General features: G+C 44.7%; 23 protein-coding genes. 11 read left to right on the top strand and 12 right to left on the bottom strand.

Going from position 1 to position 24,117, the window contains the following annotated elements:
* The first annotated feature begins 16 nt into the window (after positions 1–16).
* From L0659_RS10255 to L0659_RS10240, 4 genes are all read left to right on the top strand, one after another.
* Complete coding sequence (locus tag L0659_RS10255) at positions 17–304, top strand: hypothetical protein (RefSeq protein ID WP_235125862.1); 288 nt, start codon at positions 17–19, stop codon at positions 302–304.
* Between the two features lie 115 nt (positions 305–419).
* Positions 420–1,058 carry a SatD family protein gene (locus L0659_RS10250; protein ID WP_235125859.1) on the top strand — a complete coding sequence of 213 codons (639 nt, stop codon included), beginning with the start codon at positions 420–422 and terminating at the stop codon, positions 1,056–1,058.
* A complete protein-coding gene (locus L0659_RS10245) occupies positions 1,055–1,798 on the top strand; it encodes a DUF3307 domain-containing protein (protein WP_235125858.1) in 744 nt (247 codons plus the stop codon). The genes L0659_RS10250 and L0659_RS10245 overlap by 4 nt, the downstream gene beginning before the upstream one ends.
* Positions 1,799–1,864: 66 nt before the next feature.
* On the top strand, positions 1,865–2,266 hold the full coding sequence (locus tag L0659_RS10240) for a DUF4890 domain-containing protein (RefSeq protein WP_235125857.1): 402 nt from the start codon (positions 1,865–1,867) through the stop codon (positions 2,264–2,266).
* Between the two features lie 76 nt (positions 2,267–2,342).
* Here the strand turns inward: L0659_RS10240 and L0659_RS10235 are convergent, their stop codons facing one another.
* The 12 genes from L0659_RS10235 to ligA all read right to left on the bottom strand — a co-directional run bounded on the left by L0659_RS10235 (position 2,343) and on the right by ligA (position 14,430).
* Complete coding sequence (locus tag L0659_RS10235; protein ID WP_235125856.1) at positions 2,343–3,938, bottom strand: peptide chain release factor 3; 1,596 nt, start codon at positions 3,936–3,938, stop codon at positions 2,343–2,345.
* Between the two features lie 99 nt (positions 3,939–4,037).
* On the bottom strand, positions 4,038–4,649 hold the full coding sequence (locus L0659_RS10230) for an inorganic pyrophosphatase (RefSeq protein ID WP_255727121.1): 612 nt from the start codon (positions 4,647–4,649) through the stop codon (positions 4,038–4,040).
* A gap of 55 nt (positions 4,650–4,704) precedes the next feature.
* Positions 4,705–5,673: a glycosyltransferase family 2 protein gene (locus tag L0659_RS10225; RefSeq protein WP_235125855.1), complete on the bottom strand. Its 969-nt coding sequence runs from the start codon at positions 5,671–5,673 to the stop codon at positions 4,705–4,707.
* A gap of 60 nt (positions 5,674–5,733) precedes the next feature.
* A complete protein-coding gene (locus L0659_RS10220) occupies positions 5,734–6,456 on the bottom strand; it encodes a tRNA1(Val) (adenine(37)-N6)-methyltransferase (protein WP_235125854.1) in 723 nt (240 codons plus the stop codon).
* Between the two features lie 7 nt (positions 6,457–6,463).
* Entirely contained in the window at positions 6,464–7,099 is a 636-nt protein-coding gene (locus tag L0659_RS10215) for a viroplasmin family protein (RefSeq protein WP_235125853.1), read from the bottom strand.
* Positions 7,099–8,334: a peptidase T gene (gene pepT, locus L0659_RS10210; protein WP_235125852.1), complete on the bottom strand. Its 1,236-nt coding sequence runs from the start codon at positions 8,332–8,334 to the stop codon at positions 7,099–7,101. Before pepT ends, L0659_RS10215 begins: the two co-directional genes overlap by 1 nt.
* Positions 8,335–8,370: 36 nt before the next feature.
* Positions 8,371–8,835 carry a nucleoside triphosphate pyrophosphohydrolase family protein gene (locus tag L0659_RS10205; RefSeq protein ID WP_235125851.1) on the bottom strand — a complete coding sequence of 155 codons (465 nt, stop codon included), beginning with the start codon at positions 8,833–8,835 and terminating at the stop codon, positions 8,371–8,373.
* A 41-nt stretch (positions 8,836–8,876) separates the two neighbouring features.
* Positions 8,877–9,446, bottom strand: coding sequence for a MarC family protein (locus L0659_RS10200; RefSeq protein WP_233795800.1), 570 nt, complete (start codon positions 9,444–9,446; stop codon positions 8,877–8,879).
* An 88-nt stretch (positions 9,447–9,534) separates the two neighbouring features.
* Entirely contained in the window at positions 9,535–10,248 is a 714-nt protein-coding gene (locus L0659_RS10195) for an NrtR DNA-binding winged helix domain-containing protein (protein WP_235125850.1), read from the bottom strand.
* Positions 10,249–10,321: 73 nt separating this feature from the next.
* On the bottom strand, positions 10,322–11,380 hold the full coding sequence (locus tag L0659_RS10190) for an aminotransferase class V-fold PLP-dependent enzyme (RefSeq protein ID WP_235125849.1): 1,059 nt from the start codon (positions 11,378–11,380) through the stop codon (positions 10,322–10,324).
* A 6-nt stretch (positions 11,381–11,386) separates the two neighbouring features.
* Positions 11,387–12,277, bottom strand: a complete 891-nt coding sequence (dapA, locus tag L0659_RS10185) for a 4-hydroxy-tetrahydrodipicolinate synthase (RefSeq protein WP_235125848.1) — start codon at positions 12,275–12,277, stop codon at positions 11,387–11,389.
* Between the two features lie 62 nt (positions 12,278–12,339).
* On the bottom strand, positions 12,340–14,430 hold the full coding sequence (ligA, locus tag L0659_RS10180; RefSeq protein ID WP_235125847.1) for an NAD-dependent DNA ligase LigA: 2,091 nt from the start codon (positions 14,428–14,430) through the stop codon (positions 12,340–12,342).
* 200 nt (positions 14,431–14,630) lie between these two features.
* Here ligA and L0659_RS10175 point away from each other — a divergent pair, with 200 nt between their 5' ends.
* From L0659_RS10175 to L0659_RS10145, 7 genes are all read left to right on the top strand, one after another.
* Complete coding sequence (locus L0659_RS10175) at positions 14,631–15,152, top strand: Uma2 family endonuclease (protein WP_235125846.1); 522 nt, start codon at positions 14,631–14,633, stop codon at positions 15,150–15,152.
* A 29-nt stretch (positions 15,153–15,181) separates the two neighbouring features.
* The gene (gene rpe, locus L0659_RS10170; RefSeq protein ID WP_235125844.1) at positions 15,182–15,829 is read left to right on the top strand and encodes a ribulose-phosphate 3-epimerase; all 648 of its coding nucleotides are present in this window, start codon (positions 15,182–15,184) and stop codon (positions 15,827–15,829) included.
* Positions 15,830–15,884: 55 nt separating this feature from the next.
* The gene (locus L0659_RS10165) at positions 15,885–17,168 is read left to right on the top strand and encodes a DUF4038 domain-containing protein (RefSeq protein WP_235125843.1); all 1,284 of its coding nucleotides are present in this window, start codon (positions 15,885–15,887) and stop codon (positions 17,166–17,168) included.
* On the top strand, positions 17,165–19,219 hold the full coding sequence (locus tag L0659_RS10160) for an OmpA family protein (RefSeq protein ID WP_235125841.1): 2,055 nt from the start codon (positions 17,165–17,167) through the stop codon (positions 19,217–19,219). The genes L0659_RS10165 and L0659_RS10160 overlap by 4 nt, the downstream gene beginning before the upstream one ends.
* 78 nt (positions 19,220–19,297) lie before the next feature.
* Complete coding sequence (locus L0659_RS10155; RefSeq protein ID WP_235125839.1) at positions 19,298–21,166, top strand: glycosyltransferase family 39 protein; 1,869 nt, start codon at positions 19,298–19,300, stop codon at positions 21,164–21,166.
* 114 nt (positions 21,167–21,280) lie between these two features.
* Complete coding sequence (locus L0659_RS10150) at positions 21,281–22,108, top strand: transketolase (protein ID WP_235125837.1); 828 nt, start codon at positions 21,281–21,283, stop codon at positions 22,106–22,108.
* Positions 22,101–24,095: an NAD-dependent epimerase/dehydratase family protein gene (locus L0659_RS10145; RefSeq protein ID WP_235125835.1), complete on the top strand. Its 1,995-nt coding sequence runs from the start codon at positions 22,101–22,103 to the stop codon at positions 24,093–24,095. The genes L0659_RS10150 and L0659_RS10145 overlap by 8 nt, the downstream gene beginning before the upstream one ends.
* Positions 24,096–24,117 lie beyond the last annotated feature (22 nt).

Below are 24,117 nucleotides of genomic sequence, written 5' to 3'. Positions count from 1 at the left end.
TATCAAGTTTTATAAAATGGATTATAACGATTTTAAAGCGTCGCTTTCTCAAAACTCACCGCCTGAAACGATTTCTGAGCCTTTAAAAGCCCTTTGGTATGCTGCGAAAGACGATTGGGAAGCAGCCCATAACATTGCGCAAAGCAAGGAAGGAACGCCTATTTATGATCATCTTCACGCTTACCTGCATCGGGTTGAAGGAGACAGCTGGAATGCCGGATATTGGTACAAACGTGCCGGAAAACCGGTTTTTAAGGGATCATTGCAGGAAGAATGGGAAGCATTAACCGCATCTTTGCTTTAAAAAATATAAGGCTTTTTCCTTATATTCGGTTGATATAAGGTTTTTGCCTTATATTTGCTTGATATAAGGTTTTTACCTTATATTTACCCATTATAAGGCTAAAAGCTTATATTCCATGAAGAAGAATCACGCTGTAATCACTGCTGATATGGTCAATTCGACAATTTTCACACGAGAAAAGACCACAGAATGGCTTAGTGAAATGATCGATTTGCTGCGAGAAAATCCGGCCTTTGACTGGGCACTGAAACCTGAAATATATCGGGGAGACAGCTTTCAGGGGGTTTTGAAGAACTCCAACGAAGCCATGCACGCCGCTATTCTCGCGCGCGCATCCATGCGCGCACACGCCAAAAACACCGATTTACGTGTTGCCATCGGCATAGGAAAAACAGAACAGCTCACCGACCGTGCAGGTACATCCGATGGTGAAGCATTTCGCTTGTCGGGGCATTTGGCTGATAATATCAGGAAGCAAAAAGCGCGGATTGGCATTGCCTTACCAACGCCTTCTGAACCGCTAAGTGCGACATTGGATCTTTTGGAGACACTTATTGAGAACTGGACCACTTCCCAAAGCGAGGTCATCGTAGCGCTGCTTCTGAAAAAGAACATTAACCAGATTTCCGAGCAACTCGGGATCAGCCAGCCTGCCGCCAGCCAGCGCGTTGCTTCCTCGAAATGGTGGGCGATTGAAAATTTTCTTGCTACCTTTCCCAAACATTTATCACTATACACAAAACAAAAATCATGATCGAGTTTCTGCAACTATTGCTCGCACACATTCTGGTTGATTTCTATTGGCAACCCACAAAATGGGTCATTGAAAAAAGAGAAAAGTCCTTCCGCTCCAAATATTTTTATCTCCACATTGCGCTTGTTATAATAGTTTCTTACGTAGTGCTGGGTTATTGGTCCAATCCTGTCCCCGCACTCGCATTAGGTGTTGCGCACGGCATTATCGACATTGTGAAAATCGCATTTGATAAAAAGGGAACATTGATCTGGTTTGTTGGCGACCAAGTAGCACATTTGATTAGCATTGCGCTTACCGCGCTCATCATTACCAGCGCTTTACCAGCAGGTGTGGAAGTTTTTAAAACCTGGTTATTCACAACAAAAACGCTGGCAATTTTCACCGGTGCGCTGGTTTCACTCTCTCCTATTTCCTTTTTTGTAGGCATCCTCACAAAACCGTGGCGCGAAGAACTTGCTAAACTGGCCCCCAATGCGGATGATAACCTGGCGAATGCCGGACGCTGGATCGGGATGTCGGAAAGGCTGCTGATCTTTGTTTTTGTGTTGGTAAGCCAGTTTTCGGCTATTGGTTTCCTCATTGCTGCGAAGTCGCTTTTGCGTTATAATGACAAATCGGCCAGCGGGGAAATTTCGGCCGCTTACATTAGCAAAAAGTCGGAATATGTGCTTGTGGGCACATTAATGAGCTATACATGCGCGATCGCGGTGGCATTGGTAGTGAAAACATTGTATTAATATTTCCAAGCGATTAAACCTTCCTGCCACAATTGCCTCTAACATGCGTATCTAAACTTGATAACCATGAGAAAGACAATGTTGGCCATGATAATGGCTCTTTTTAGCATAGCAGCCTTTGCCCAACGCCAGGATTCTGATGTGACGCCGGAAAAACGCGCAGAAAATCAGACCAAACAAATGACCGAAAAGCTGAACCTTTCCGAAGACCAGCAAAAGCAAATCTACAACCTGACGTTAGCAAGAACGCAGAAAATGAAGGAGTTGAGGGATGCGCAAACCAATGACCGGGAGCAAATGCGGGCATCAATGGAAACTTATAACAACGAAGTAGCAAAATTACTGACTGTTGAACAGCAGGAAAAATATAAAACCATGCTTGAAGACCGCCGTGGAGGCGACCGCCGCGGAGGCAATGGAGGCGGTGGAGATCGTCGGAGCGGCAGCAGAGGCCCGCGAGAAAATTAAGCTCTCTTTTATCAGGAAATGAAAAGGGTTGGTATCGCAAGATATCAACCCTTTTTCAATGAATGCCATTACAAACTTAAATCGCCATTTCAGTCTTAAATTCCGACGTAAAATGGAAATGAATTGCGGGATTATTCTCCCGGTTCATGCGGATCATCCATTCCGATTCGGCCAGGAAAACCGGATTTCTATCTTTATCGTAGGCAATCTGGTTTCCTTTTAAGCGGACAAACTGGTCCATAGCAGGCTTTTCATCAGCAGTAAGCCAGCATGCACGCGTTATGCTCATCGGAACCCAGCGGCATTTTGCGCCATATTCGTGTTCGAGACGATATTGGATTACATCAAATTGAAGTTCACCAACTGTTCCTACAATTTTACGATTTCCCAGATCCAATGTAAAAAGCTGCGCAACACCTTCATCCGTAAGCTGTTGAATCCCTTTTTCCAATTGCTTGGATTTCATCGGATCAAGGTTGATCAATTCTTTAAAGATCTCAGGCGAAAAACTTGGAATTCCGGAAAATTGAAGATTTTCACCTTCCGTCAATGTATCGCCAATCTTGAAACTTCCTGTGTCATAAAGCCCAACCACGTCGCCTGGGAAACCTTCGTCCATCACACTTTTAGCCGATGCCATAAATGTGAATGGTGAAGAAAAACGGACATCCTTGCCCATTCTGACGTGCTTATAAAATTTCCCACGCTCAAATTTCCCTGAACAAATGCGCAAAAACGCAATGCGGTCGCGGTGCCGTGGATCCAGGTTTGCGTGTATTTTAAATACAAAACCTGTGAACTTTGGCTCCATCGGTGACACTTCCCGAACATCCGTTGGCCGTGGCTGAGGAATGGGCGAGATTTCGCAGAATGTATCCAAAAGCTCTTTTATACCAAAGTTATTAATGGCGCTTCCGAAGAAAACCGGCGCTAACTGGCCTTTTTGATAAGCTTCTTCTGAAAATACGTCATAAACGCCCTCCACAAGCTCCACGTCCTCGGTAAGCTGCGATGCATCCCTTTCGCCAAGCAAATCCACCAGATTTTCATCTTCCAGACTCACCTTAGCAACGTCGCTCTCGATCTTCGTTTTATTGATTTTGAAGAAATACAACATTTGCTCGTACAAGCTGTAAACGCCTTTGAAATTAGCGCCCATGTTGATCGGCCACGTAAGCGGGCGAACGCGGATGCTTAGTTTCGTTTCCAGCTCGTCCAGCAGTTCGAATGGATTTTGCCCTTCCCTATCCAGCTTATTGATGAAAACAATAACGGGCGTGTTGCGCATCCGGCACACTTCCATAAGCCTTTCCGTCTGTTCCTCAACGCCTTTCACGCAGTCAATGACCAGAATTACACTATCCACGGCGGTTAATGTACGGTAAGTATCTTCTGCAAAATCCTTGTGACCAGGCGTATCAAGAATGTTGATCAGCAGATCTTTATATTCAAAGGTCATTACCGAAGTAGCGACCGAAATTCCCCTTTGCTTCTCAATTTCCATGAAATCGGAAGTTGCGGTCTTTTTAATTTTATTGGATTTTACCGCGCCCGCAGTTTGTATCGCACCTCCAAAAAGCAGCAGCTTTTCGGTAAGCGTCGTTTTCCCAGCATCTGGGTGACTGATAATTGCGAATGTGCGCCGCTTCTTGATTTCTTCTAAATTACTCATATCTAAAATTTGCACAAAGATAAGAATAAACAAAAGCCGCCCCTAACCGGGACGGCTCTAAATTATCTTGCAAGGAAACGATTAATGGTAAACCGGATCTCAGTAAAATGAATGCTTGTAATCTTCAACAGAAGTCATGATCACCTCATGTGCTTCTTCTCTGCCGTATACATTGGTAATTTCAATGTGCGCTTTTTCACCTGGCAAATTCTTGTAAGTCAGGAAGTAATGTTTCAAACGCTCCACAATTCCTTCCGGAAGCTCTGCCAAATCTGAAAAACCGCCGTAAACTTCGTCGCCTTTCAAAACTGCAATAATTTTATCATCTGCTTCACCACCGTCGATCAAACGAATTCCGCCGATTGGCTTGGCTGTGCAAAGAATGTCCCCGTGTGAAATGATCTTCTCGCAAAGAACTAGAATATCCAGCGGGTCACCATCGCCTTCCGTCACGTCCCTACCCGAACGCTCGCGCGCTAGTGCCGCAATCTTTTCTGAGCAATAAGTTTTTGGGATAAAACCGTAAAGTGCAGGAACAATGTTCGAATATTTCTGCGGCCGGTCGATCATCAGATAGCCGGTTGCTTTGTCTATTTCGTATTTTACTGTATCAGTCGGAACAATTTCAATAAAGGCGGTTACGAGATTAGGTGCATTGTCTCCCATCGGGATCCCGTGCCAGGGATGTGCTTTGTGTACGTTGGCGATCATTATTTGTGTAATAGTAATAACTTGAAATGGATATATTTAATAACGTTGTGTTGGGTCACCCTACCTTTTCCGAAATGTTATAATCCCCTGTTTTGGAGACCGATTGTTTGACAAATAATTCCCCGAGAAAACCCGCGAGGAACAATTGAGAACCAACCATAATAGCAACCAAGGCGAGAAAGAACAACGGGTTTTCCGTCACATTCCGATAAGGCTGCAAATTGTAAATATTGTAAATCTTCTTCCCTAATAACCAGAAAGCTATAATGGTTCCCAGAAAAAACATAAGGGTTCCCAGACTGCCAAACAAATGCATAGGTCTGCGCCCAAACTTATTCACAAAGGCAATCGAAAGCAAATCCAGAAAGCCAAAAATGAAACGTTCGAGACCAAACTTGGTCGTGCCGTATCTCCGCGGACGGTGCTGAACAACCTTTTCGCCGATCTTCGCAAAACCGTTCCACTTGGCAATTACCGGAATGTAACGGTGCATTTCTCCGTAAATCGTAATGTTTTTGACAACTTCCTTTCGGTAAGCTTTCAGCCCGCAATTGAAATCATGCAGCGAAACTCCTGAGATGCTGCGCGTAGCTGCATTGAATATTTTGGTAGGAACAGTCTTGGTAATAGGATCATAACGTTTCTTTTTCCAGCCCGAAACGAGATCGTAACGATCTTCTTTGATCATTTTATAAAGCTCCGGAATTTCGTCGGGGCTATCTTGCAGGTCCGCGTCCATGGTGATGATCACATCGCCCACCGCTGCCTGAAAAGCCGTTTGTAATGCAGCGGTTTTGCCATAATTACGCACAAAACGCAGGCCGCGAATGTTCGGGTTTTCCTGAGAAATGCTTGAAATAACGTCCCAGGAACGGTCTTTACTGCCATCATCGACAAAAATCACTTCGTAAGAGAAGCCATTTTCATTCATTACCCGCGCAATCCATTCACTGAGTTCTGGCAATGATTCTTCCTCATTGTAAAGCGGAACGACAACGGAAATCTGGATAGCTGAATGAGTCATGAATGTATAAAAGCAAAGCCCAAAACCGGGATTACCGGGCAAAGTTCGTGTTTTTCCCGATCAAAATATCATATAAAAATCTTTCAGTAATGCCTTAAATGTTTGGGTATAGGTTGTACCATCCGGTTCATGAATGTAAAGTTCTTCTGTAATATCCAGAATATGAACCGGTTCCGTGCGCTGAAACGTCATTAGCTGGCGAAATGCCTTTTTCCCAGCCTGGTGAAACAATGTCATTTTACGGCTCAAAATCCATCCCGATTCCAATGCTTTATTCAAGAATTGCTTTCCTTCATCAACTGGAAACAGAATGTTAAACTTTCCCGTATCCGATAAAAGCGTATCGATTGCGGTTAGCAATTCAGCAAAATCCAGCGATTTGGCGTGATGTGCAATGTTCTTTTTATCAAGTGGAGAAAGCAGATCGGATTGAAAAAACGGGGGATTGGTGACAATCACATCATACTTATGCTCCGAGGTAAACTCCTGAACAGCAGAATGAAAAAGGTTGATCCGGTCGTGAAACGGGCTATTTTCCACGTTTTCGCCAGCTTGGTAAAATGCCTCGGCATCGATTTCAACAGCATCAATAATGCCATAGGAATTCCTCTGCGCGACCATTAACGAGAGCAAACCCGTTCCCGCGCCGATGTCCAGAATGTAATCGGCGTCCGTAATGTCAGCCCAGGCGCCCAATACGCAGGCATCCGTGCACACTTTCATCGCGCATTTGTCTTGCTGCACCGTAAAATTCTTGAAGCGAAAAGAGGAATTTCTAGCCATAACCGTTCTATTTTCTGCCAAAGTCAGCCGGGTTTTCACCCCAGTATTCGGTTTCCCATTTTAGGATCTTATTCAGAAACTTATTGGCTGCAAGCCAGCGCTCGGCGCGTTGCAGCATTTCAAAAACAGGTTTATTCCTGGGGGTCAATGCCAGTTTGGTATTCGCATGCTTCTTCTTGATCCAGGCGATAGCTGTTCTCGAATCGCTATAAATCGGCAAATCACTTTCCTTTTTTTGTAAATAGGCCAATGCATGCACGATGGCCAAAAATTCGCCTATATTATTGGTCGCATCCTTGAATGGTCCTTGCAAAAAAATCCTTTCACCGGTTTGGTAATAAATGCCCTGATATTCCATGTCGCCGGAAGCCGTGTTCCAGGCCGCGTCCACGGCAATGCTGTTTTTTATGGGCTTGCCAATGTTCGCCGGAATGTCCTTTGCTATGGCGGGTTTATTTTCTTTTTTCGCTACAAATTCCCAGTAATTACGCTGAATGGCAGCTTCCGCTTCTTGTATGGATTCAAAAGACTTGTAACGAGCGTCCTCAAAACCCTTAATCTGCGCCTCACATTCTTTCCAATCCGTAAAAACGCCCGTTTTCCTTCCCTGCCAGACGACGTAGTATTTTGTTTTCTTCGCCATTAAGCTTTCTCTTCCCAGATTTGGGCAATGTTTACGATAACCTCTACTGCTTTCTCCATGTCCTGCACCGAAACCCATTCCAGTTTCGAGTGGAAAGCATGTTCTCCTGCGAAAATATTCGGACACGGTAAACCCATGAATGATAACCGTGAACCGTCCGTTCCGCCCCTTATGCTTCTTTGAAGTGGGTTTAGACCCGCTTTTTTCATCGCCAGCAATGCATTTTCAAGCACTTGGGGATGCTGGTTTAATATTTCCTTCATATTACGATATTGCTCCGTCACCTTGAAGTCCATACTCGAATTAGGATAACCTGCCAGCACATTCTCTGCAATTTCTTTCAATTTTGCTTCCTTTTCCTGTAAGCCAGCAACTGTAAAATCACGGATAATGAAGCCTAATGTTACTTTTTCCTGAATTCCTTCGATTTGGGTGGGATGGATAAAACCTTCTTTTCCTTCGGTAGTTTCTGGTGATAATGAGTCCTTTGGCAATGCTGCTAGAATTTCTCCGGCTATTTTTAATGCATTTTCGAGCTTGCCTAGTGCATAACCCGGGTGCGTGCTGACTCCGTGGATTGTTATTTTTACGCCGTCGGCTGAGAATGTTTCATCTTCCAATGTGCCAACTGCCTCGCCGTCAACGGTGTAACCGAAATCCGCGCCCAGTTTGGCAATATCTACTTTCTCCGTTCCGCGTCCAACTTCTTCATCGGGTGTGAAAAGAATTTTGATGGCTCCGTGCTTGATTTCGGGATGTGTTACCAGATATTCTGCCGCAGCCATGATTTCGGCAACGCCTGCTTTGTTATCTGCGCCTAAAAGCGTGGTTCCGCTGGCTGTTACGATATCATTACCAATTTGTTGATCGAGATCGTGCAGCTCACCGATCCGTAAAACTTGTGTTGTATCATCGGGTAAAACAATGTCAGACCCGTCCCAATTATCATGCACAATAGGCTTTACGTACGCGCCGGAAACGTCCGGGGATGTGTCCACGTGTGAGCAGAAACAAATGACCGGAATGTCCGTTTTTTCGGAATTGGAAGGAATGGTTGCGTAAACATAGCCATGCTCGTCCAAATGCGCATCTTCAATCCCAAGTTCCTGTAATTCAACGACAAGCTGGTTGCTCAGATCACGCTGCTTGGCCGTGCTTGGAAAACTCTCCGAATTCGGATCCGACTGCGTATCGATCTTCACATACCGAAGAAAACGTTCCAGAACAGATGTCATAACACCAGCATTTAATTTATGAAATTACCCTATTGATCAGTTGAGGATTGAAGTTAGATCAGCGGGTGAATAGTTGATATTTTTCAATGTTTTATCATCTGATTTCCTGTAAACCAGATATTTACCATTGTCTTCCTTATAATAGCAATCTGTTCCTTTGGCTTCATAATGTGCCACCGTAGCCTCGGCTTCCTCAATGCTAAGGCATGCCTTCGACATATTCGAACGCTGCACTTCATCGAACAAATCCCTGAATTTTTCGCCTAATCCAAATTCCAGCACAGCACCCGACAACACATATTGCAGGTCACAAAGCGCATCGGCAATTTCCACAATGTCCTTTTCCAGAATGGCAACCTCTAATTCCTTTAATTCCTCCGCCAGCAAAGCGACTCTCAGTCGGCTGCGTTCTTCGGAAGGAATCGTAGGGGTTTCAAGGATAGGGTGTTTAAATGTCTTGTGAAATTCAGCGACCTGGTTAAGGCTGTCCAATTGTTGCATATGATTTTGTATTAAATAACTTTTGATAACATTAATATTCTCTAAATCACCAGGTTGGTCTTAAAAAGCTTAATCGCAATCGCGAGTAGAATGATCCCGAAAACCTTCCTTAAAATGTCCGTTCCGCCCTGCCCAAGTTTCTTTTCCAACCAATTGGAGGATTTTAAAACCAGATATACAAAGAATAGATTAAGCATTATGCCAACTAAGATATTCTCAGTCTGATAAGCCGAACGCAGCGAAAGCAATGTGGTCATGGTGGCCGCTCCGGCGATGAGTGGAAACGCAATGGGAACGATCGAAGCAACGCCCACATCCAGATTGTCGTGCTTGAAAATGTTTCTTCCCAAAATCATTTCCATACCCAGCAAAAACAGGATAATAGCACCCGCAATGGCAAATGAGGCGACATCAACGCCAAACAAGCTCAGCAATCTTTCTCCCAAAAACAGGAAAAGGACCATAATGAACCCGGCAGCCAAAGTCGCTTTTTCAGATTCGATTTTGCCCAGCTTTCTGCGAAAATCCACAATCACGGGCAAAGAACCCAGGATATCAATAACCGAGAAAAGAATGAGTGTTACGGAAACGATTTCCTTAAAATTAAACATGGGGCCGGGCCTGGTGATCTGTCCGCAAAGTTGCTTAAAACCCACTGCTTACACAACCCTTAATGTTATCTGCGCCAAAATTTGCACATCAATTAGCGCTTCCAGGCAGGAAATTCAGGAATGTGTTGAACTGCTTTTTATATTTTTCCTCATCAATTTTATAAAAGAAAGCGCCCTTTTTCGAAAAACCCTTTTGCTTTTCATCCAGCTTCACTAATAAGTTGGTAGAAAGCAGCTTACGTGAAAAATTCCGCTTATCCAGCTCCGTGCCGAAAATAGCTTCATACAATTTCTGCAACTGGGGGATCGTGAATTTTTCGGGAAGCAATTCAAAACCGATCGGATGCTGGGAGGCTTTATATCTTAAATGCTGAATGGCCATTTCCACCATTGCGCCGTGGTCAAAGAGCAATTTCGGAAGTTCCTGGATTGGGAACCATTGCGCTTCGAAGTTTTTAGAAAGCTTATTTTCGTAATCTTCCACATTAATCAGTGCGAAATAGGCCACCGAAACGGTCCTTTCGACCGGGTCACGCTGCGGGCTTCCGAATGTGTGAAGCTGTTCTAAGTAAATGTCGGTGAGGTTGGTAAGCTCAAAAAGAATGCGGGTCGATGCGCCTTCAAGGCTCTCGTCGGGCTGCACCCAGCCACCCATCAACGACCACGTATGATGCTCTTCTTCGATGCCTCTTTTTACAAGCAACAATTTTAATTCTTCGCCGTCAAAACCGAAAATAATGGAGTCCAGAGCGACCAGACATTTAGTTTGAGCCTGATATTGTTTTAATATATCTAATCGCACAACTTGATACTGCGGGAGTGAGTAAGTTAATATTTAGTTAATAAAGCAAATCGCCCCTATTACTACTCATTCGCTATTTTGATGAGAAGGAAACCAGAAAATTCTTCAATCTTTGGATCTCCACATCTGTGATCGCCGGGAAGTTTGCGATGCGAAAACTGGTTTCTTTGTCCTTTCCGTAACCATTCCCAAGCACAATGCCTTCCTGCAAAGCAGCCTTTTTGATCAATGCAATCCGCTCTTTTGTGTCCTTGACCGCAACAACCGTTTTGGATCGAACTGACTCATTTTCAACCAAAATTTGGTAACCGTTTTTGGGCAAAAATGAATACCAATTTTGTGCTCTTTCCAGCGTTTGCTGCGCAACTGTTTCTATTGGTGAAACTTGCTGCATCACCTTGTCCATCAAGTAAATACCCAATGTATTGGGCGTGTAAGGCGTCTGGAATTTCAGAAAATTGTCACGGATAAAAAGTAGGCTGTTATAATGTGACCGGTTTCCGATGGCTATGGCGCGTTCCACAGCTTTTGGAGAAACAATCATGACACCCATTCCCGCAGGCAGGCCAAAGCACTTCTGAACGGATGCATACCAAACGTCGGCACTTTGCCAAAGAAGTTCGACGCCAGCCATGGAAGAAGTCGCGTCCACTGCGATAATGTTTCCAAATTGAGCGCGTAATGTGTTCAGGAATTCAGAAGGCAGCGCGGTCCCGTTGGAAGTTTCATTGTGCGTAATGCAAATGATGTCATTTGCAGAAAGATTGATTTTTGCATTTAAAACCGGCTCTTCGTTGGTTTCAAAAGAGAAAGATCTAGCTATGCTGGTCAACTTTTGGGTGTACTCCATCCATTTTTCGCCAAACGCACCATTGTAAATGTGCAGGCTGCCATCCGAAATAAGGTTTTCGGCAATGATCTCCCAACATTCTGTCGCCGATGAAACGAAGTAAACTTCATAGTCAACGGGCACATTCAGCTTCGTTTTCAGGTTGCCAATCGCATTTTCCAGCATTTGCATAAAGGCTGAGCTCCGATGATTGGCGCTGATGACGCCGCTGTCAAATGCTTCCTGCAAATATTGGCCAACCTCGTCGTAAACTTTGGAAGGACCGGGATAAAAGGTTATCATTTTTGATCAGATAAATCCTTCGCGAACCATTGCTTTTTCCAGCTTTTCACCCAATTCCTGGGAAGCTTTCAACAATGGTAAACGCACTGCCGAACTGCAAATTCCTTTGATTTCGAGGCATTTCTTAATGCCAACAGGATTGGATTCAATGTATAGCAAGGTGTCAAATTCAAGAAATGCAAGCTGTAACTTCGCTGCTTCTTTAAAACTACCTTCCAGTGCATGCCAGGTCAGTTCACCAAATTCCTTTGGAAACGCATTGGCAATCACGGAGATAACACCGTGCCAACCTACGCTAACCATCGTGGTTACCAGGTTATCATCACCAGAAAGCAGCAAGAAATCATCAGGCACGCGGGAAGCAAGCTCCATGCTCTGCTCAATGGATCCGCCAGCATCCTTAATGCCGATAATGTTGGCATGCGCAGCCAGCGTAATGATCGTGTCCGGCTTCATATTGATCACCGTACGGCCGGGAACATTATATAGCAGCACAGGAACCGGGGAAGCATCTGCAATGGCAGTGAAATGTGCGATGATGCCTTCCTGAGTCGGTTTATTATAGTATGGACAAACCGAAAGAATGGCGTCAACACCAGTGAAATCGGTTTCTTTCATACAATCCAGAACAGATTGCGTGTCATTACCGCCCAATCCGTAAACGATAGGAAGCGATTTGGAGTTATTCTTTATCGTAAATGCCAGGATTTCACGCTTTTCGCGGGAGTTTACCGTAGGCGATTCGCCGGTTGTTCCCTGCACCACAAGGTAATCCGATCCACCTTCCGTAACGAGGTCGATCAATCTTTTCAAACCCGTATAATCAATTGCATTCTGCTCATCAAAAGGTGTAATCAGCGCCGCTCCTACCCCTTTGAAACGTTGGTCCAATGGCATTATTTACTTATATAATTGGTTGAAATTTAAAACACAAAGTTAGCTTTCTGAGCCGTTTTTCTTCACTTATTCTCGATCATCGCTAAAAATTCTTCCTCGCTCAAAATGGTAACGCCCAACTTTCTCGCCTTTTCCAGTTTGGAAGGCCCCATATTCGCACCTGCCAGCAAATAATTCAGCTTACCCGAAACGCCACTCAGGACCCGACCGCCATTGACTTCTATTTTCAATTTGAGATCATCTCTTTCAAAATTTTCAAAAACGCCCGATATCACGAAAGTTTTGCCTTCCAGCATGTCACTTTCCAGTTCAACAGGCTTTTCATCACTTTCCATTTGAATGCCTGCTGCTTGCAATCGCGCTACTAACTGCTGATTTTCAGGCACATCAAAATAAGAAGCAATGCTCTCCGCAATCCGTCCGCCAATCTCAGGAACGGCAATCAACTGGTCATAAGTCGCCAGCCGCAATGCATTCATGGATTTAAAATAAGCAGCCAGCTTTTCAGCAACTGTTGCGCCTACAAACCGAATCCCGAGCGCGAAAAGCACATTTTTGAAGGGAACCGTTTTCGAAAGCGCAATGCCGTTCAGAATGTTCTCCACCGTTTTTTCACGAAAACTGATTTTCTTAACCTTACCTGTTTCCTCATTCAGGATATTTTTTTCAAGACCAAGAAGTGTTTCGGGAGTTAAATCATACAAATCGGCAGGCGTCCGCACGAGTTCCAAATCAAATAGCAATTCTATTTTTCCCTCACCCAGACTTTCAATGTTCATCGCTTTCCTATGAATGAAATGCTCGATCCGGCCTTTTAGCTGCGGCGGGCAATGGCTGTCGTTCGGACAGAAAAACGCAACTTCACCCTCATTTCGCTGCAATTCGGAACCGCATTCCGGGCAATGTGTTGGGAAAATCAATGGTTCGGTCGGGAATTTTTCGCGCTGGGAAATATCCACGCCAGTTATTTTAGGAATGATCTCGCCGCTTTTTTCAACAAAAACCGTATCCCCGATTTCCAGTCCGAGCCTAAGCAGTTCATTGGCATTATGCAATGTGGCCCGCTTCACGCGCGTGCCGGACAGGTGAACGCCTTTCACCTGGTTATAAGGCAATGCGCGCTCGCTAATGTCGCAAAGGTTTGCCACCGGCGTCACCGCTCCCGTGCGCCCGACCTGATACGTGACCATGCGCAGGATGGCGGGTTTATTTTCAGCTTTATATTTAAATGAAATGGCCCAACGGGGACTTTTGGCAGTGAAGCCAAGCTCGCGTTGCTGTTCAAAAGAATTGATCTTAACCACAATTCCGTCCGTTGCTAGCGGAAGTGTCAGGCGTTTTTCTTCCCATTCATGGATAAATTCCAAAACCTCATCAATGGTCTGCACTTTTTTCCAGCCTGGTGAAACATTAAAACCCCAAGATTTAAGTCCTAACAAGCTTTCTTCGTGGCTTTTGAAAAACTCTGTATCAGTCAAAAATGAGTAAAGGTAACAATCCAGTCCGCGCCGCGCAGTTTCCGCTGAATCCTGCAATTTGAACGATCCGGAAGCTGCATTTCGTGGGTTAGCATATTGATTTTCACCCAAAGTGTCCATTTCCTCATTCAGTTTTTGAAAAGAAGTATTGGGCATAAAACCTTCGCCACGAATTTCAAAAACCGGTGGAACATTCTCAGCCTTAACCCTTAACGGCAATGAGCGGATCGTTTTTACATTGTTCGTGATCTCATCCCCGCGCGTGCCATCGCCACGTGTAACGCCACGCGCGAGCACGCCGTTTTCGTAAGTAAAACTGAGCGAAATGCCATCAAATTTCAGCTCGCAAATGTATTCATAAGGCTCACCATCCAATCCACGCCGCACGCGGTCATCGAAATTCCGAAGCTCTTGTTCATTGTACGTGTTATCCAGCGAAAGCATTGGATAACGGTGATAAACCGTGTTAAAATTCTTAGTGATCGTGCCGCCTACCCGCAATGTGGGAGAATCTTCCTGCCGCAGTTCAGGATATTGATCTTCAAGCTCTTTTAATTGTTTCAGCAGCTGATCAAATTCAAAATCCGTGACCTCGGAAACATTGTCCTGATAATATCGATAATTCAAATGCTGCAGTTTGTCTACAAGCTCCTGGATTTGCTGTTCTGGATTCATGGTAAGGCGGCTAAAAAGGATAGTGCCCAAATTTAAGAAGCGTTCGCGCCGATTTCAAATGCTGCCGGCATTCCCGTTACTTTTTCTAAAATCCCCGTATCAATAAAAAAAGTACTGAATTGAATGTCTGATTTTACCAAAACAACACTAAATGAATCTCTTAAAAAATTTGATTATTTTCGTAAAAACGAACTATGCACATGAAAAGCACAGAAACAATTATTTGGCAGGACTGGGATCTTTCTCAGATCATAAACGGGGAGGAAATCATGTCTCCTAGTCCGAAAACGCCACACCAGAAGGCGTCGCGCAAATTGCAACGCATCTTGGAAGACTACGCTGACGATCATAACCTCGGTGAGGTTTGGGATGCGCCGATGGACGTAATTTTCGAAGAAAATTACAATCGTTTGCAGCCTGATCTTATTTTTATTTCAAAAGAAAAAGAAGAAATCGTCCAGGAATGGATCCGCGGCGTGCCGGATATGGTAGTCGAGATCGTTTCCAAAAGCACCATTAAAATGGATACGGTTGTCAAGAAAGAAATCTATGAGCGCTATGGCGTGCAGGAATATTGGCTTTTGAAACCCGAAAAGCGGCTTTTAGAAATTTACGTGTTAAATAATGGTCGATACGAAATGTACGCTTCGTTCAGCGAAAATGACGTGGTTAGCTCACCATTATTTCACGAATTGGCCTTCAAGTTGAACATTATATTCTAATTTCGGCCTGTACTAATATTTTAAAATTCATGGCTGAAATTGCCCCTTCCATACTTGCTGCCGACTTTGCCAATATTCAACGTGATGTAGAAATGCTGAATGCGAGTCAGGCGGATTATATACATGTTGATATTATGGACGGCATATTTGTGCCGAATATTTCTTTTGGAATGCCCGTTTGTGAAGCTGTTCATAAGCACGCAACAAAACCACTGGATGTTCATTTAATGATCGAGCAGCCCGACCGTTATCTTGAAGCATTCAAAAAGGCGGGTGCAGACATCCTTACCGTGCATTATGAAGCTTGCCCGCATTTGCACCGCACCATTCAGCACATTAAGGAACTCGGCGCATTGCCGGGCGTTGCATTGAACCCGCATACACCTGTGGAAGCGCTTTCTGAAATCCTGGGTGATGTTTCTTTGGTTTTGATTATGTCCGTAAATCCCGGCTTTGGCGGTCAAAAATTCATTCAGAACACGTATCAAAAAATAGCCAAATTGCAGGCTTTGAAAGAAAAATTTGGCTATACATTCAAGATTGAGGTGGATGGCGGCGTTAATCTTGACAATGCGCCATTACTTGTAAAGGAAGGCGTGAATATTCTGGTTGCAGGAAGCTTTGTTTTCAGTTCGGCCGATCCGCTGAAAACCATTGCCGACCTGAAAGCCAGCTGATTTTCAAGGTTCCGAAACACCCCGATATGTTAAAATATTTTTCCCGACCAAGACTATGAAGTGGCTTAGATACTTCATTTTTATCCTTTTGGCGGCATCCGGCCTCGCTGCCGTGAATGTCTATCAAAAACCGGGACTCGCTGTTGCTAAATTTCCATTGAAGATCAGCCCCAATGGTCGTCATATCACCGACCATAATGGCGTTCCGTTCCTGATGGTGGCCGATGTGGCCTGGCAGATGCTTCGTAAGCTGAGTTATAATGATGCCATTCACTATATGGATGCGCGCAAGTCCCAGTCGTTCAATACATTCCTTGTTCAGCTTTTGCCTGCTCTTCCTAATCAGCGGAATTTTAATAAAACCCTTCCTTTCCTGGATAATGATATTTCAAAACCCAATAAAGCGTACTTCGACTATTTTGATAAGATTATTTCGGCAGCAAAGGAGCGTAACCTCGTCGTAGGCATCGTAGTTTCCCGCAAAAGCTGGAACGCACTTTTTGACGCACAGAATCCGACAGTCTGGAAAAATTACGGGACTTACGTTGGTAAACACTTTGCCAAATATGACAATGTGATATGGATCGTCAGCGAAGAGGAATATCAGAACGCCGCTCAATTTGAGGCCATTGCCGACGGAATACGTGCAGTTTCCGAAGGACAAATTCTTGCTTCACTCAGCACCTGCTCGCCTACGAGCGTGAACGACAGTTCCAAAGTCAGGTCAGATCTTAAATTTATTATTCCAGATTCAACCGTCACGCCTGCTGAGTACGCAGCGCTGGCCAATTGGCAGAAAAATTCAGCGGAAGTGGCATTAAGGCCATTCTTAATCGCTAATTCGGAGTTTCCCAAAGAGATAACGGACCAGTCTGTATTGATCAGGAACCAGGCTTATCAATCGATCATGAGCGCTGCGGCCGGCTTTTGCCATATGAGCACGATCAAAAATTTTAACCCCACCTGGAAAGTCAACATTGATAAGGACGGCGCAGAGTATATTCACGAACTCGTCAAGATCCTGAAAGGCATTCCCTGGGAATACATGCAGCCCGAAAATATCTCGGAATTGCTCCCTGATTCGACGGATAAGGCTGAGATTGGCATTGTTTCTTTATCCAATAAAAAAATGTCCATGCTCTATCTGCCGGAATCGAGGCCGGTCCGGCTTAATCTTAACTATCTCAATGGGAAGGATTTTGCAGCCGTCTGGTACAGTCCGCGAACAGGAAAAAGATGGTCGGGCGGTGAGTTCAAGGCCGCCCCGGAAGCGGTTGTGCAGCCACCCGATTCGCAGCCGGGATGGGATTGGATACTCTTAATCGGAGCAAAAAAATGAATAAAACATTACTCTTCAACGTTTTTCTGCTGCTTTCGGCAGCTTTTATACATAAAGGATACAGTCAGCAAATTTTGTGGGCCAATAAAGTGCTGGGTTATTCTTCCGAAAACCGGCCAGCCCAATATGGCCACGCCTATCGTGCCAAACAAATTCTCGGCATTCCCAACAAGCTTCCTGATTTCGGCAACAGTCCATGTGCGTGGATGCCTGCCGATCCCGATGGCCGGAATGAAGAATGGATCAAAGTAGGTTTTGAAAAAACAATTCCGCTGAAACAGGTTGCTATCGCAGAAAATTTTAATCCGGGCGCCATTGCCCGTGTGTATGCCTATGACGAGTCTGGTAAGGAATTTCTGATTTCCGATACTCCGGCGGCGCAGCTCAATGTCAGGGGAAGAATGTTCAGGATTTTTCCCAAACAACAAAATATCCTTGCTAATGCGATCAAGATCGTGCTGCAACCCTCCAAGGTTTCCGGGGCAAATCAAATCGACGCAATAGGGATTTCGGACGACATCAGGCCCATTGAAGCAGTCATTAACATTGCGAAAGGGCCGCTTTTGAAAACCAAACGCGAAAATATGGGGCCGGCCATTAATAGTCAGGGCCAGGAAGTTGCGCCTATTATTTCTCCCGATGGCAAAACACTTTTCTTTACGAGGGGCAATTTCTCGGGCAATGTCGGCACGTCCGAAACACAGGACATTTGGTATTCCACATTGAATGACAAAAATGTCTGGGGGGCAGCGGTAAACATGGGCCCGCCGATTAATAATGCTGCGGATAATGCTATAACGAGCATTTCGGCCGATGGAAAAACAATTTACGTCATCAATGTTTATCGCCCGGACGGTTCAATGGAGCTGGGATTGTCGCGCTGCTTTCAGACCAAAACAGGCTGGACTTTTCCAAAAGAATACAAAATCAATAACCTGCGGGAAAGCATTACGGCGAACAACAGAATGAAACAGGTCGAAAGCATGGAAACGACGGTTTCGCCGTATGGCAATGTGATGATCATTTCGGTTGAACGCAGCGATACGGAAGGAAAAAAGGACCTTTATGTATCGTTTCTTCAATCGGGCGAAATCTGGTCGGAGCCGTTACACCTTGGTAATGTGATCAATACGGCCGATTATGAAGGAACCCCTTTCCTGGCATTGGACAATAAAACGCTATATTTTTCGTCCCACGGCCACAGCGGCTACGGAGCTGGTGACCTGTTCCTGACGCGACGGCGGGACGACACCTGGATCAACTGGTCGAAACCGGAAAACCTGGGCCCGGTGATTAACACTTCACTTTGGGATGCTTATTTTAATGTTCCTGCAACGGGCGATTACGCCTATTTCAGCGCGAGTGAGAAGGTTTCGGGGCAGGAAGATATTTTTAGGGTAAGGCTTACTCCTGAAACCCGCCCGGATCCGGTGGCCATCATTTCCGGAACGATCCTGGAAGCAGAAACGAATAAAGCTGTGCGTTCCGAGCTTATTGCGCAAATTAAAAAGAACAATGATGTTTTTACCAAAGCAACATTCGATCCGGAAACCGGCGAGTACCGGCTGATTTTACCATTAAAAGAAATTTACCGCATTACGGCTTCCGAGAAAGGCTATTTTCCTTTCACTGAGGAAATTGATCTGTCCAAAGACACTACATTAAGGAACATTCGCAAGGATCTTTATCTGCAACCGATCAGAGCCGGGCAGCAGATCAGGCTGAGCAGCACCATGTTTGCACAAAGCAGCGCGGAAGTGATCCGCTCTTCGTATCCCGAGCTGGACAGGATCGTTTCGGCTATGACAAATTATCCGGCGATGGAAATTTTGCTGGAAGGACACACTGACAATCAGGGCGAAGTCCAAAAAAATGTGAAGCTTGCGGAAGACCGTGTGCAGCAGGTCAAAAAATATCTTTTATCCAAGGGAATTGACGGCAAAAGGATCCAGACAAAAGCCTGGGGACCAGCTAAACCCATTGCCAGCAACCTCACCGAACAGACCCGCCAGAAGAACCGGCGCGTGGAGTTTACCATTCTTAAAATCTAAAAAATATCCTATAAAGGGAAATTTGCTTAATTTCGCGGCAAGTCGATTTCAAACATCCGCGCACATCAACTTTCTTCAATGTTTTCAAACCGTACGAACGAAACCCCGAGAACCTGGCTCATTTTGGCTGTCATTTTAATCGCGGGAATCGCTTTAAGGCTTCACAATCTGGATCGTTACAGTATTTTCTTTGATGAAAGAAGCACGATGGTGATTAGCCAGGGTGTTGTTTTGGAAGGAGCTAATCAAAAGGAAGTTTTTTCAAATCTTAAATTATCCAATTCGGGTTTTTGGAAAACGCCGGGATTCAGTCTGAGTCCGCCGAGAGTCCTGCGTTCTTTTACCTATAATGAACATTATTCTCCCCGCGCTTTCACCCCCGCAGAGTTCTGGGCACCCAAGACGATCGAAGATTATTACGAAGCCAATAACAGGAGCGACATTGGAAACAGTCCTTTCTATTATCTGCTTCTGCACTTCTGGATGGAGGTTTTCGGCCTTTCGGACTTTTCTGCCCGGTCCCTTTCGGTTGTTTTCAGCGTGCTCATCATTGGATTGACGTATCTTTTTGGAAGGCGTTTTTTTAGTGTCAATACAGGGTTAATCGCCTCAGCTATTGTGGCTATCGAACCGTTTTTCATTGGTTATAGCCAGCAGGCTCGAAGTTATTCACTAATGTTCTTCCTAACATTACTGGCAACTTATTTCTTTTTACAAATCATTGAAAATGAAGCTGCCAAGCGGAAAACGACAGGACTATACATTGGCTATGTCATAGCAGCGGGGTTAAGCATTTTGTCGCATTTCCTATCTATTGCTGTGCTATTGGGCCACGCCTTGTATGCTTTGTTTTTTCTCAGGAATATCAAAGGCTGGATAAAAATGGCCGTTTCTGCCGTGGCGGCTTTGTATGGCGTGGCGTGGTGGATGATTTATGGCGGCGGAACGTATACACTCCATACGCTCAATTACCAGGCTGCCCTTTACAAAAGAATGGCGGAAACCCGGCCTTACGACAACCCTTTCGGGATAATTTTGCCTGCCACCATTAGTAACGTTTTCACAAAAGCGCTGCCGCTTTTTTCAGACATCGTCATCTTCACGAATGGCATGACGGATGCCCTTGCCGGCAGAAAAAACGTGATTGTTTCCATATCAATTGGCGTGCTGCTGATCATCTGGTATCGTTTCAGGAACTACATTAAAATGCCTGAGGGACTGAAAGCGGCTGTTCCTTTCGTGCTTGCTATTTCCGGTGCTGCATTTTACTCAAATCACAAGCTGCAATTCATCATTCTTTCGATCAGCATTTTTGCACTTTCATTCATTCCGGATGTGCATAGGCAGGCTGACAAGCAGCACAGAAGGCGGCTTTTGATGGTTTACATTATGGCGCTGTTTCCAACCATCTTTTTAATTATTATGTCGTTCAAAAACGGTCATACATATGGATTGATGCAGCGTTATTCAGGTTTTTCTTTTCCCTATGTGATCATATTCCTGAGTCTTTTGCTTCAATATTATAATACTATTAAGCTGGAATTCAAGGCTTTGATATTTATTGGCCTGGCTTGTCAGTTATACTTTGTTTCGTTAAGGCTTGGCGAATTTTACGCAGACCGTTCGGTGAAATACGGATATTTCTCAACACCACGGGCTCCTAATCCATATTATGAGGCCGCCCAAAAGATCAAGGGAATGTATCAGGAAGGGGATACGATTTTATATCCGGCCTCCCGTTACCCGATCCTGTCAGAAATGGATAGGACATTCCTTCCCTACTCGGTTCAGGATGCGCAGGTGACGAATTTGTATTTACCCAAAGGCGCGCAATATGTGCAGGTCATGGACACGACGCAGACTACGCATATTTTACTAAAAAAAGCAGGAAATCCACAGCCGGTGGTGATCAAGAAATTGAAAGGGCTACGTTACGGATTGGAGTAAGCAATGTGTGCTTATATCAAAAGCCGACAAATAAGATTTTGTATATTGCACTCTCAAAATCGAAGATTTGACCTTTATTAGTGAGATTTTCTTAATATCGACATATACACAGGCATGACCGCAGAAGAGATATTGAATGACCCAAAGCAGATAAGCGGAGAACTTCGGCTTAAAATTCTGGGCCTTTACCATAAAGCAAACGCCGGTCATATCGGCTGCTCATTAAGCTGCATTGATTTGATGATCGCTGTTATTTTTCTGCAAAAATCGGAAGAGGACACCTTCATTTTGTCCAAAGGACACGCAGCCGCTGCGTTATATGCCTGCCTGAATGTTACCGGCGAAATTACCGACGAAGAACTGGATACTTTTTACCTGGACGGCACCTCGCTCCCAGCCCATCCGGCCCCAAGACAATACAAAGGAATCCCTTTCGCAACCGGCTCGTTGGGTCACGGCTTGCCCATCGCAACCGGGATCGCACATGCTGCCAAAGTTAGTGGTGAAGAAACCTATTCGTTCGCATTGCTTTCAGATGGAGAAACCAATGAAGGAACAACCTGGGAAGCAGCACATTATGCCATTCAAAATGAATTGGACAACCTCTTTATGATCGTTGACAAAAATGGTTTGCAGGGTTTTGGTCCTACGGATAAAGTTTTAGGAGAAACTGCGTCCGTTGAGAAATGGAATGCGATTGGTTTTGAAACAATTGAGGTTGACGGCCATGACATTCATGCTGTAAGTCAGGCTATTGATGCATTGAAAACGCATAAGAATGGGCTTCCTAAGGCCATTATTGCCAACACTGTGAAGGGCAAGGGAGTCTCTTATATGGAGAATAAATTAGAGTGGCATTATTTACCAATGAACAAAGACCAATACGAGCAAGCCACGCTGGAAGTAAAGGAACGCTACTTTAATGAATTGACGAATGCATGACCAATTGCCGGTTTTCCGCGATAAAATAGAGAGTTTAAAAGGGCCAGTTTTTGTTTTTGGTGCAAGCGGCTTCATCGGGGCCAATCTTTTCAACGAAATTTTTAAGATCCGCAAGGACTGTTACGCGCTTACACACGACGCGACGAAGGCATGGAGGCTTAAATTGCTGAATGTTCCTTTCGAGAACATTGTCCACTGCGATATCCTTTCCAATAATTCGGTTCAGGAAGTTTTTGAAAAATATAAGCCGCAAACGATCTTTAATCTGGCGGCATACGGTGCTTATAGCAAGCAAAATAATGTAAACCTGACCTATGAAACCAATGTCATCGGAACGGTTAACATTCTGCAAAACTGTAACACGGAAATGGTTTACATCCATGCCGGAAGCAGTTCGGAATATGGGTTTAACTGCACTTCTCCAAAAGAAACCGACCGCGTAGAACCGAACAGTCATTATGCGGTTTCCAAGGTTTCGGCGGCATATTTGCTGGAATATTATGCCAAAGTTTTTAATCTGAAAACGCTTAATCTCAGGCTTTATTCCATTTACGGATATTGGGAAGAGCCGGACAGGCTGATCCCAAAATTGATCGAGAACGCAAGAAAAAAACAGCTTCCCTCACTGGTGTCGCCGGATATCAGCCGCGATTTTGTTTTTATAGAAGATTGCGTGGAAGCGTTTCTGGATGCTGCATTAAAGATCAGCAAAGAGACTTCTGGCAGATCCTACAACATTGCAACGGGCCGCAAAACCACTATGGGCGACCTTGTTGATACTTCAAGAAGAACATTCAACATCACGCAGGAGCCACAATGGGGCAGCATGTCCAACCGGAAATGGGACCTTGCGGAATGGTTTGGTGACCCATCAGCATTCGAAACGGACTTCGGCTGGAAAGCCAGGACTTCCCTGGAAACCGGGCTTTCAAAATACAGTGACTGGCAGGCGCAAATCAAATATGAAGACCGTGTTATCCCCGCATTTGAAAACCCAAAACTGAATCCGATCATTACGGCGATTATCGCTTGTTATAAGGATGCGCAGGCCATTCCGTTCATGTACGAGCGGCTTGTGAAGACATTCAATGACCTGAAAGTGCGCTATGAGATCATTTTTGTGAATGATAATTCGCCTGATAATCAGGAAGAAGTGATCAGCCAGATTTGTGACAAAGACCCTAATGTGGTGGGAATCAGTCACTCACGCAATTTTGGTTCGCAGTCTGCATTTTTGAGTGGTATGGAGATCGCGACGGGTGATTGCGTGGTTTTAATGGATGGTGATTTACAGGATCCGCCGGAAATTATTCCTGCTTTTTATGAAAAATGGATGGAAGGATTTGATGTCGTTTACGGCGTTCGTGTGCAGCGGGAAATGAAGCCTCATATTCACTTTTTCTATAAATCGTTCTATAAAGTATTTCAAGGGCTCAGCTACATTTCTATTCCCCGCGATGCCGGCGATTTTTCAATGATTGATCGCAAGGTTGTGAAGGAATTAGTAGATCTGCCTGAAACTGAGCAGTTTCTGCGTGGATTGCGTGCCTGGGTTGGTTTCAAGCAAACGGGCGTTCCATATGTGAGGCCGGAAAGAATGTTCGGCGTTTCTACAAATAACTGGACAAAGAACATCTGGTGGGCGAAAAAAGCGATCTTCTCGTTTAGTTTCGCACCATTGGAATTGATGAGTTACGCAGGTTTTGCACTGACCGGTTTTTCAATTTTAGGGATTATTTGGCAAATCTTAGCGAAATTCGTGTTTTTTAGGGATACGCCGCAAGGGATCAGCACCGTTATCGTTCTGGTCGTTTTCTTCGGCGGATTAACTATTCTCGGCATTTCGTTCTTAGGAGAATACATCGCCAAGATCTTTGAAGAAACCAAAAAACGACCCAAATACATCAGGACCAGAATCCGCCGCGGCTCAAAATCATACAAAACCGCCGACGAGATCAGGACGTTAGTGAAGCAATTGAGGAAGTAATATAATGTTTTAAACAAGCTCA

Origin of the sequence: Dyadobacter sp. CY347 (assembly GCF_021502655.1) — a bacterium.
In the GTDB taxonomy this organism is placed as follows: Bacteria; Bacteroidota; Bacteroidia; order Cytophagales; family Spirosomataceae; genus Dyadobacter.
This window is presented reverse-complemented; position numbering and strand designations above follow the sequence as displayed.

Excerpts from the sequence above, each read along its gene's own strand:
- L0659_RS10255 (WP_235125862.1), top strand. The coding sequence starts at position 17 with ATGGATTATAACGATTTTAAAGCGTCGCTTTCTCAAAACTCACCGCCT.
- L0659_RS10250 (WP_235125859.1), top strand. The coding sequence starts at position 420 with ATGAAGAAGAATCACGCTGTAATCACTGCTGATATGGTCAATTCGACA.
- L0659_RS10245 (WP_235125858.1), top strand. The coding sequence starts at position 1,055 with ATGATCGAGTTTCTGCAACTATTGCTCGCACACATTCTGGTTGATTTC.
- L0659_RS10240 (WP_235125857.1), top strand. The coding sequence starts at position 1,865 with ATGAGAAAGACAATGTTGGCCATGATAATGGCTCTTTTTAGCATAGCA.
- L0659_RS10235 (WP_235125856.1), bottom strand. The coding sequence starts at position 3,938 with ATGAGTAATTTAGAAGAAATCAAGAAGCGGCGCACATTCGCAATTATC.
- L0659_RS10230 (WP_255727121.1), bottom strand. The coding sequence starts at position 4,649 with ATGATCGCCAACGTACACAAAGCACATCCCTGGCACGGGATCCCGATG.
- L0659_RS10225 (WP_235125855.1), bottom strand. The coding sequence starts at position 5,673 with ATGACTCATTCAGCTATCCAGATTTCCGTTGTCGTTCCGCTTTACAAT.
- L0659_RS10220 (WP_235125854.1), bottom strand. The coding sequence starts at position 6,456 with ATGGCTAGAAATTCCTCTTTTCGCTTCAAGAATTTTACGGTGCAGCAA.
- L0659_RS10215 (WP_235125853.1), bottom strand. The coding sequence starts at position 7,099 with ATGGCGAAGAAAACAAAATACTACGTCGTCTGGCAGGGAAGGAAAACG.
- pepT (WP_235125852.1), bottom strand. The coding sequence starts at position 8,334 with ATGACATCTGTTCTGGAACGTTTTCTTCGGTATGTGAAGATCGATACG.
- L0659_RS10205 (WP_235125851.1), bottom strand. The coding sequence starts at position 8,835 with ATGCAACAATTGGACAGCCTTAACCAGGTCGCTGAATTTCACAAGACA.
- L0659_RS10200 (WP_233795800.1), bottom strand. The coding sequence starts at position 9,446 with ATGTTTAATTTTAAGGAAATCGTTTCCGTAACACTCATTCTTTTCTCG.
- L0659_RS10190 (WP_235125849.1), bottom strand. The coding sequence starts at position 11,380 with ATGATAACCTTTTATCCCGGTCCTTCCAAAGTTTACGACGAGGTTGGC.
- dapA (WP_235125848.1), bottom strand. The coding sequence starts at position 12,277 with ATGCCATTGGACCAACGTTTCAAAGGGGTAGGAGCGGCGCTGATTACA.
- ligA (WP_235125847.1), bottom strand. The coding sequence starts at position 14,430 with ATGAATCCAGAACAGCAAATCCAGGAGCTTGTAGACAAACTGCAGCAT.
- L0659_RS10175 (WP_235125846.1), top strand. The coding sequence starts at position 14,631 with ATGAAAAGCACAGAAACAATTATTTGGCAGGACTGGGATCTTTCTCAG.
- rpe (WP_235125844.1), top strand. The coding sequence starts at position 15,182 with ATGGCTGAAATTGCCCCTTCCATACTTGCTGCCGACTTTGCCAATATT.
- L0659_RS10165 (WP_235125843.1), top strand. The coding sequence starts at position 15,885 with ATGAAGTGGCTTAGATACTTCATTTTTATCCTTTTGGCGGCATCCGGC.
- L0659_RS10160 (WP_235125841.1), top strand. The coding sequence starts at position 17,165 with ATGAATAAAACATTACTCTTCAACGTTTTTCTGCTGCTTTCGGCAGCT.
- L0659_RS10155 (WP_235125839.1), top strand. The coding sequence starts at position 19,298 with ATGTTTTCAAACCGTACGAACGAAACCCCGAGAACCTGGCTCATTTTG.
- L0659_RS10150 (WP_235125837.1), top strand. The coding sequence starts at position 21,281 with ATGACCGCAGAAGAGATATTGAATGACCCAAAGCAGATAAGCGGAGAA.
- L0659_RS10145 (WP_235125835.1), top strand. The coding sequence starts at position 22,101 with ATGCATGACCAATTGCCGGTTTTCCGCGATAAAATAGAGAGTTTAAAA.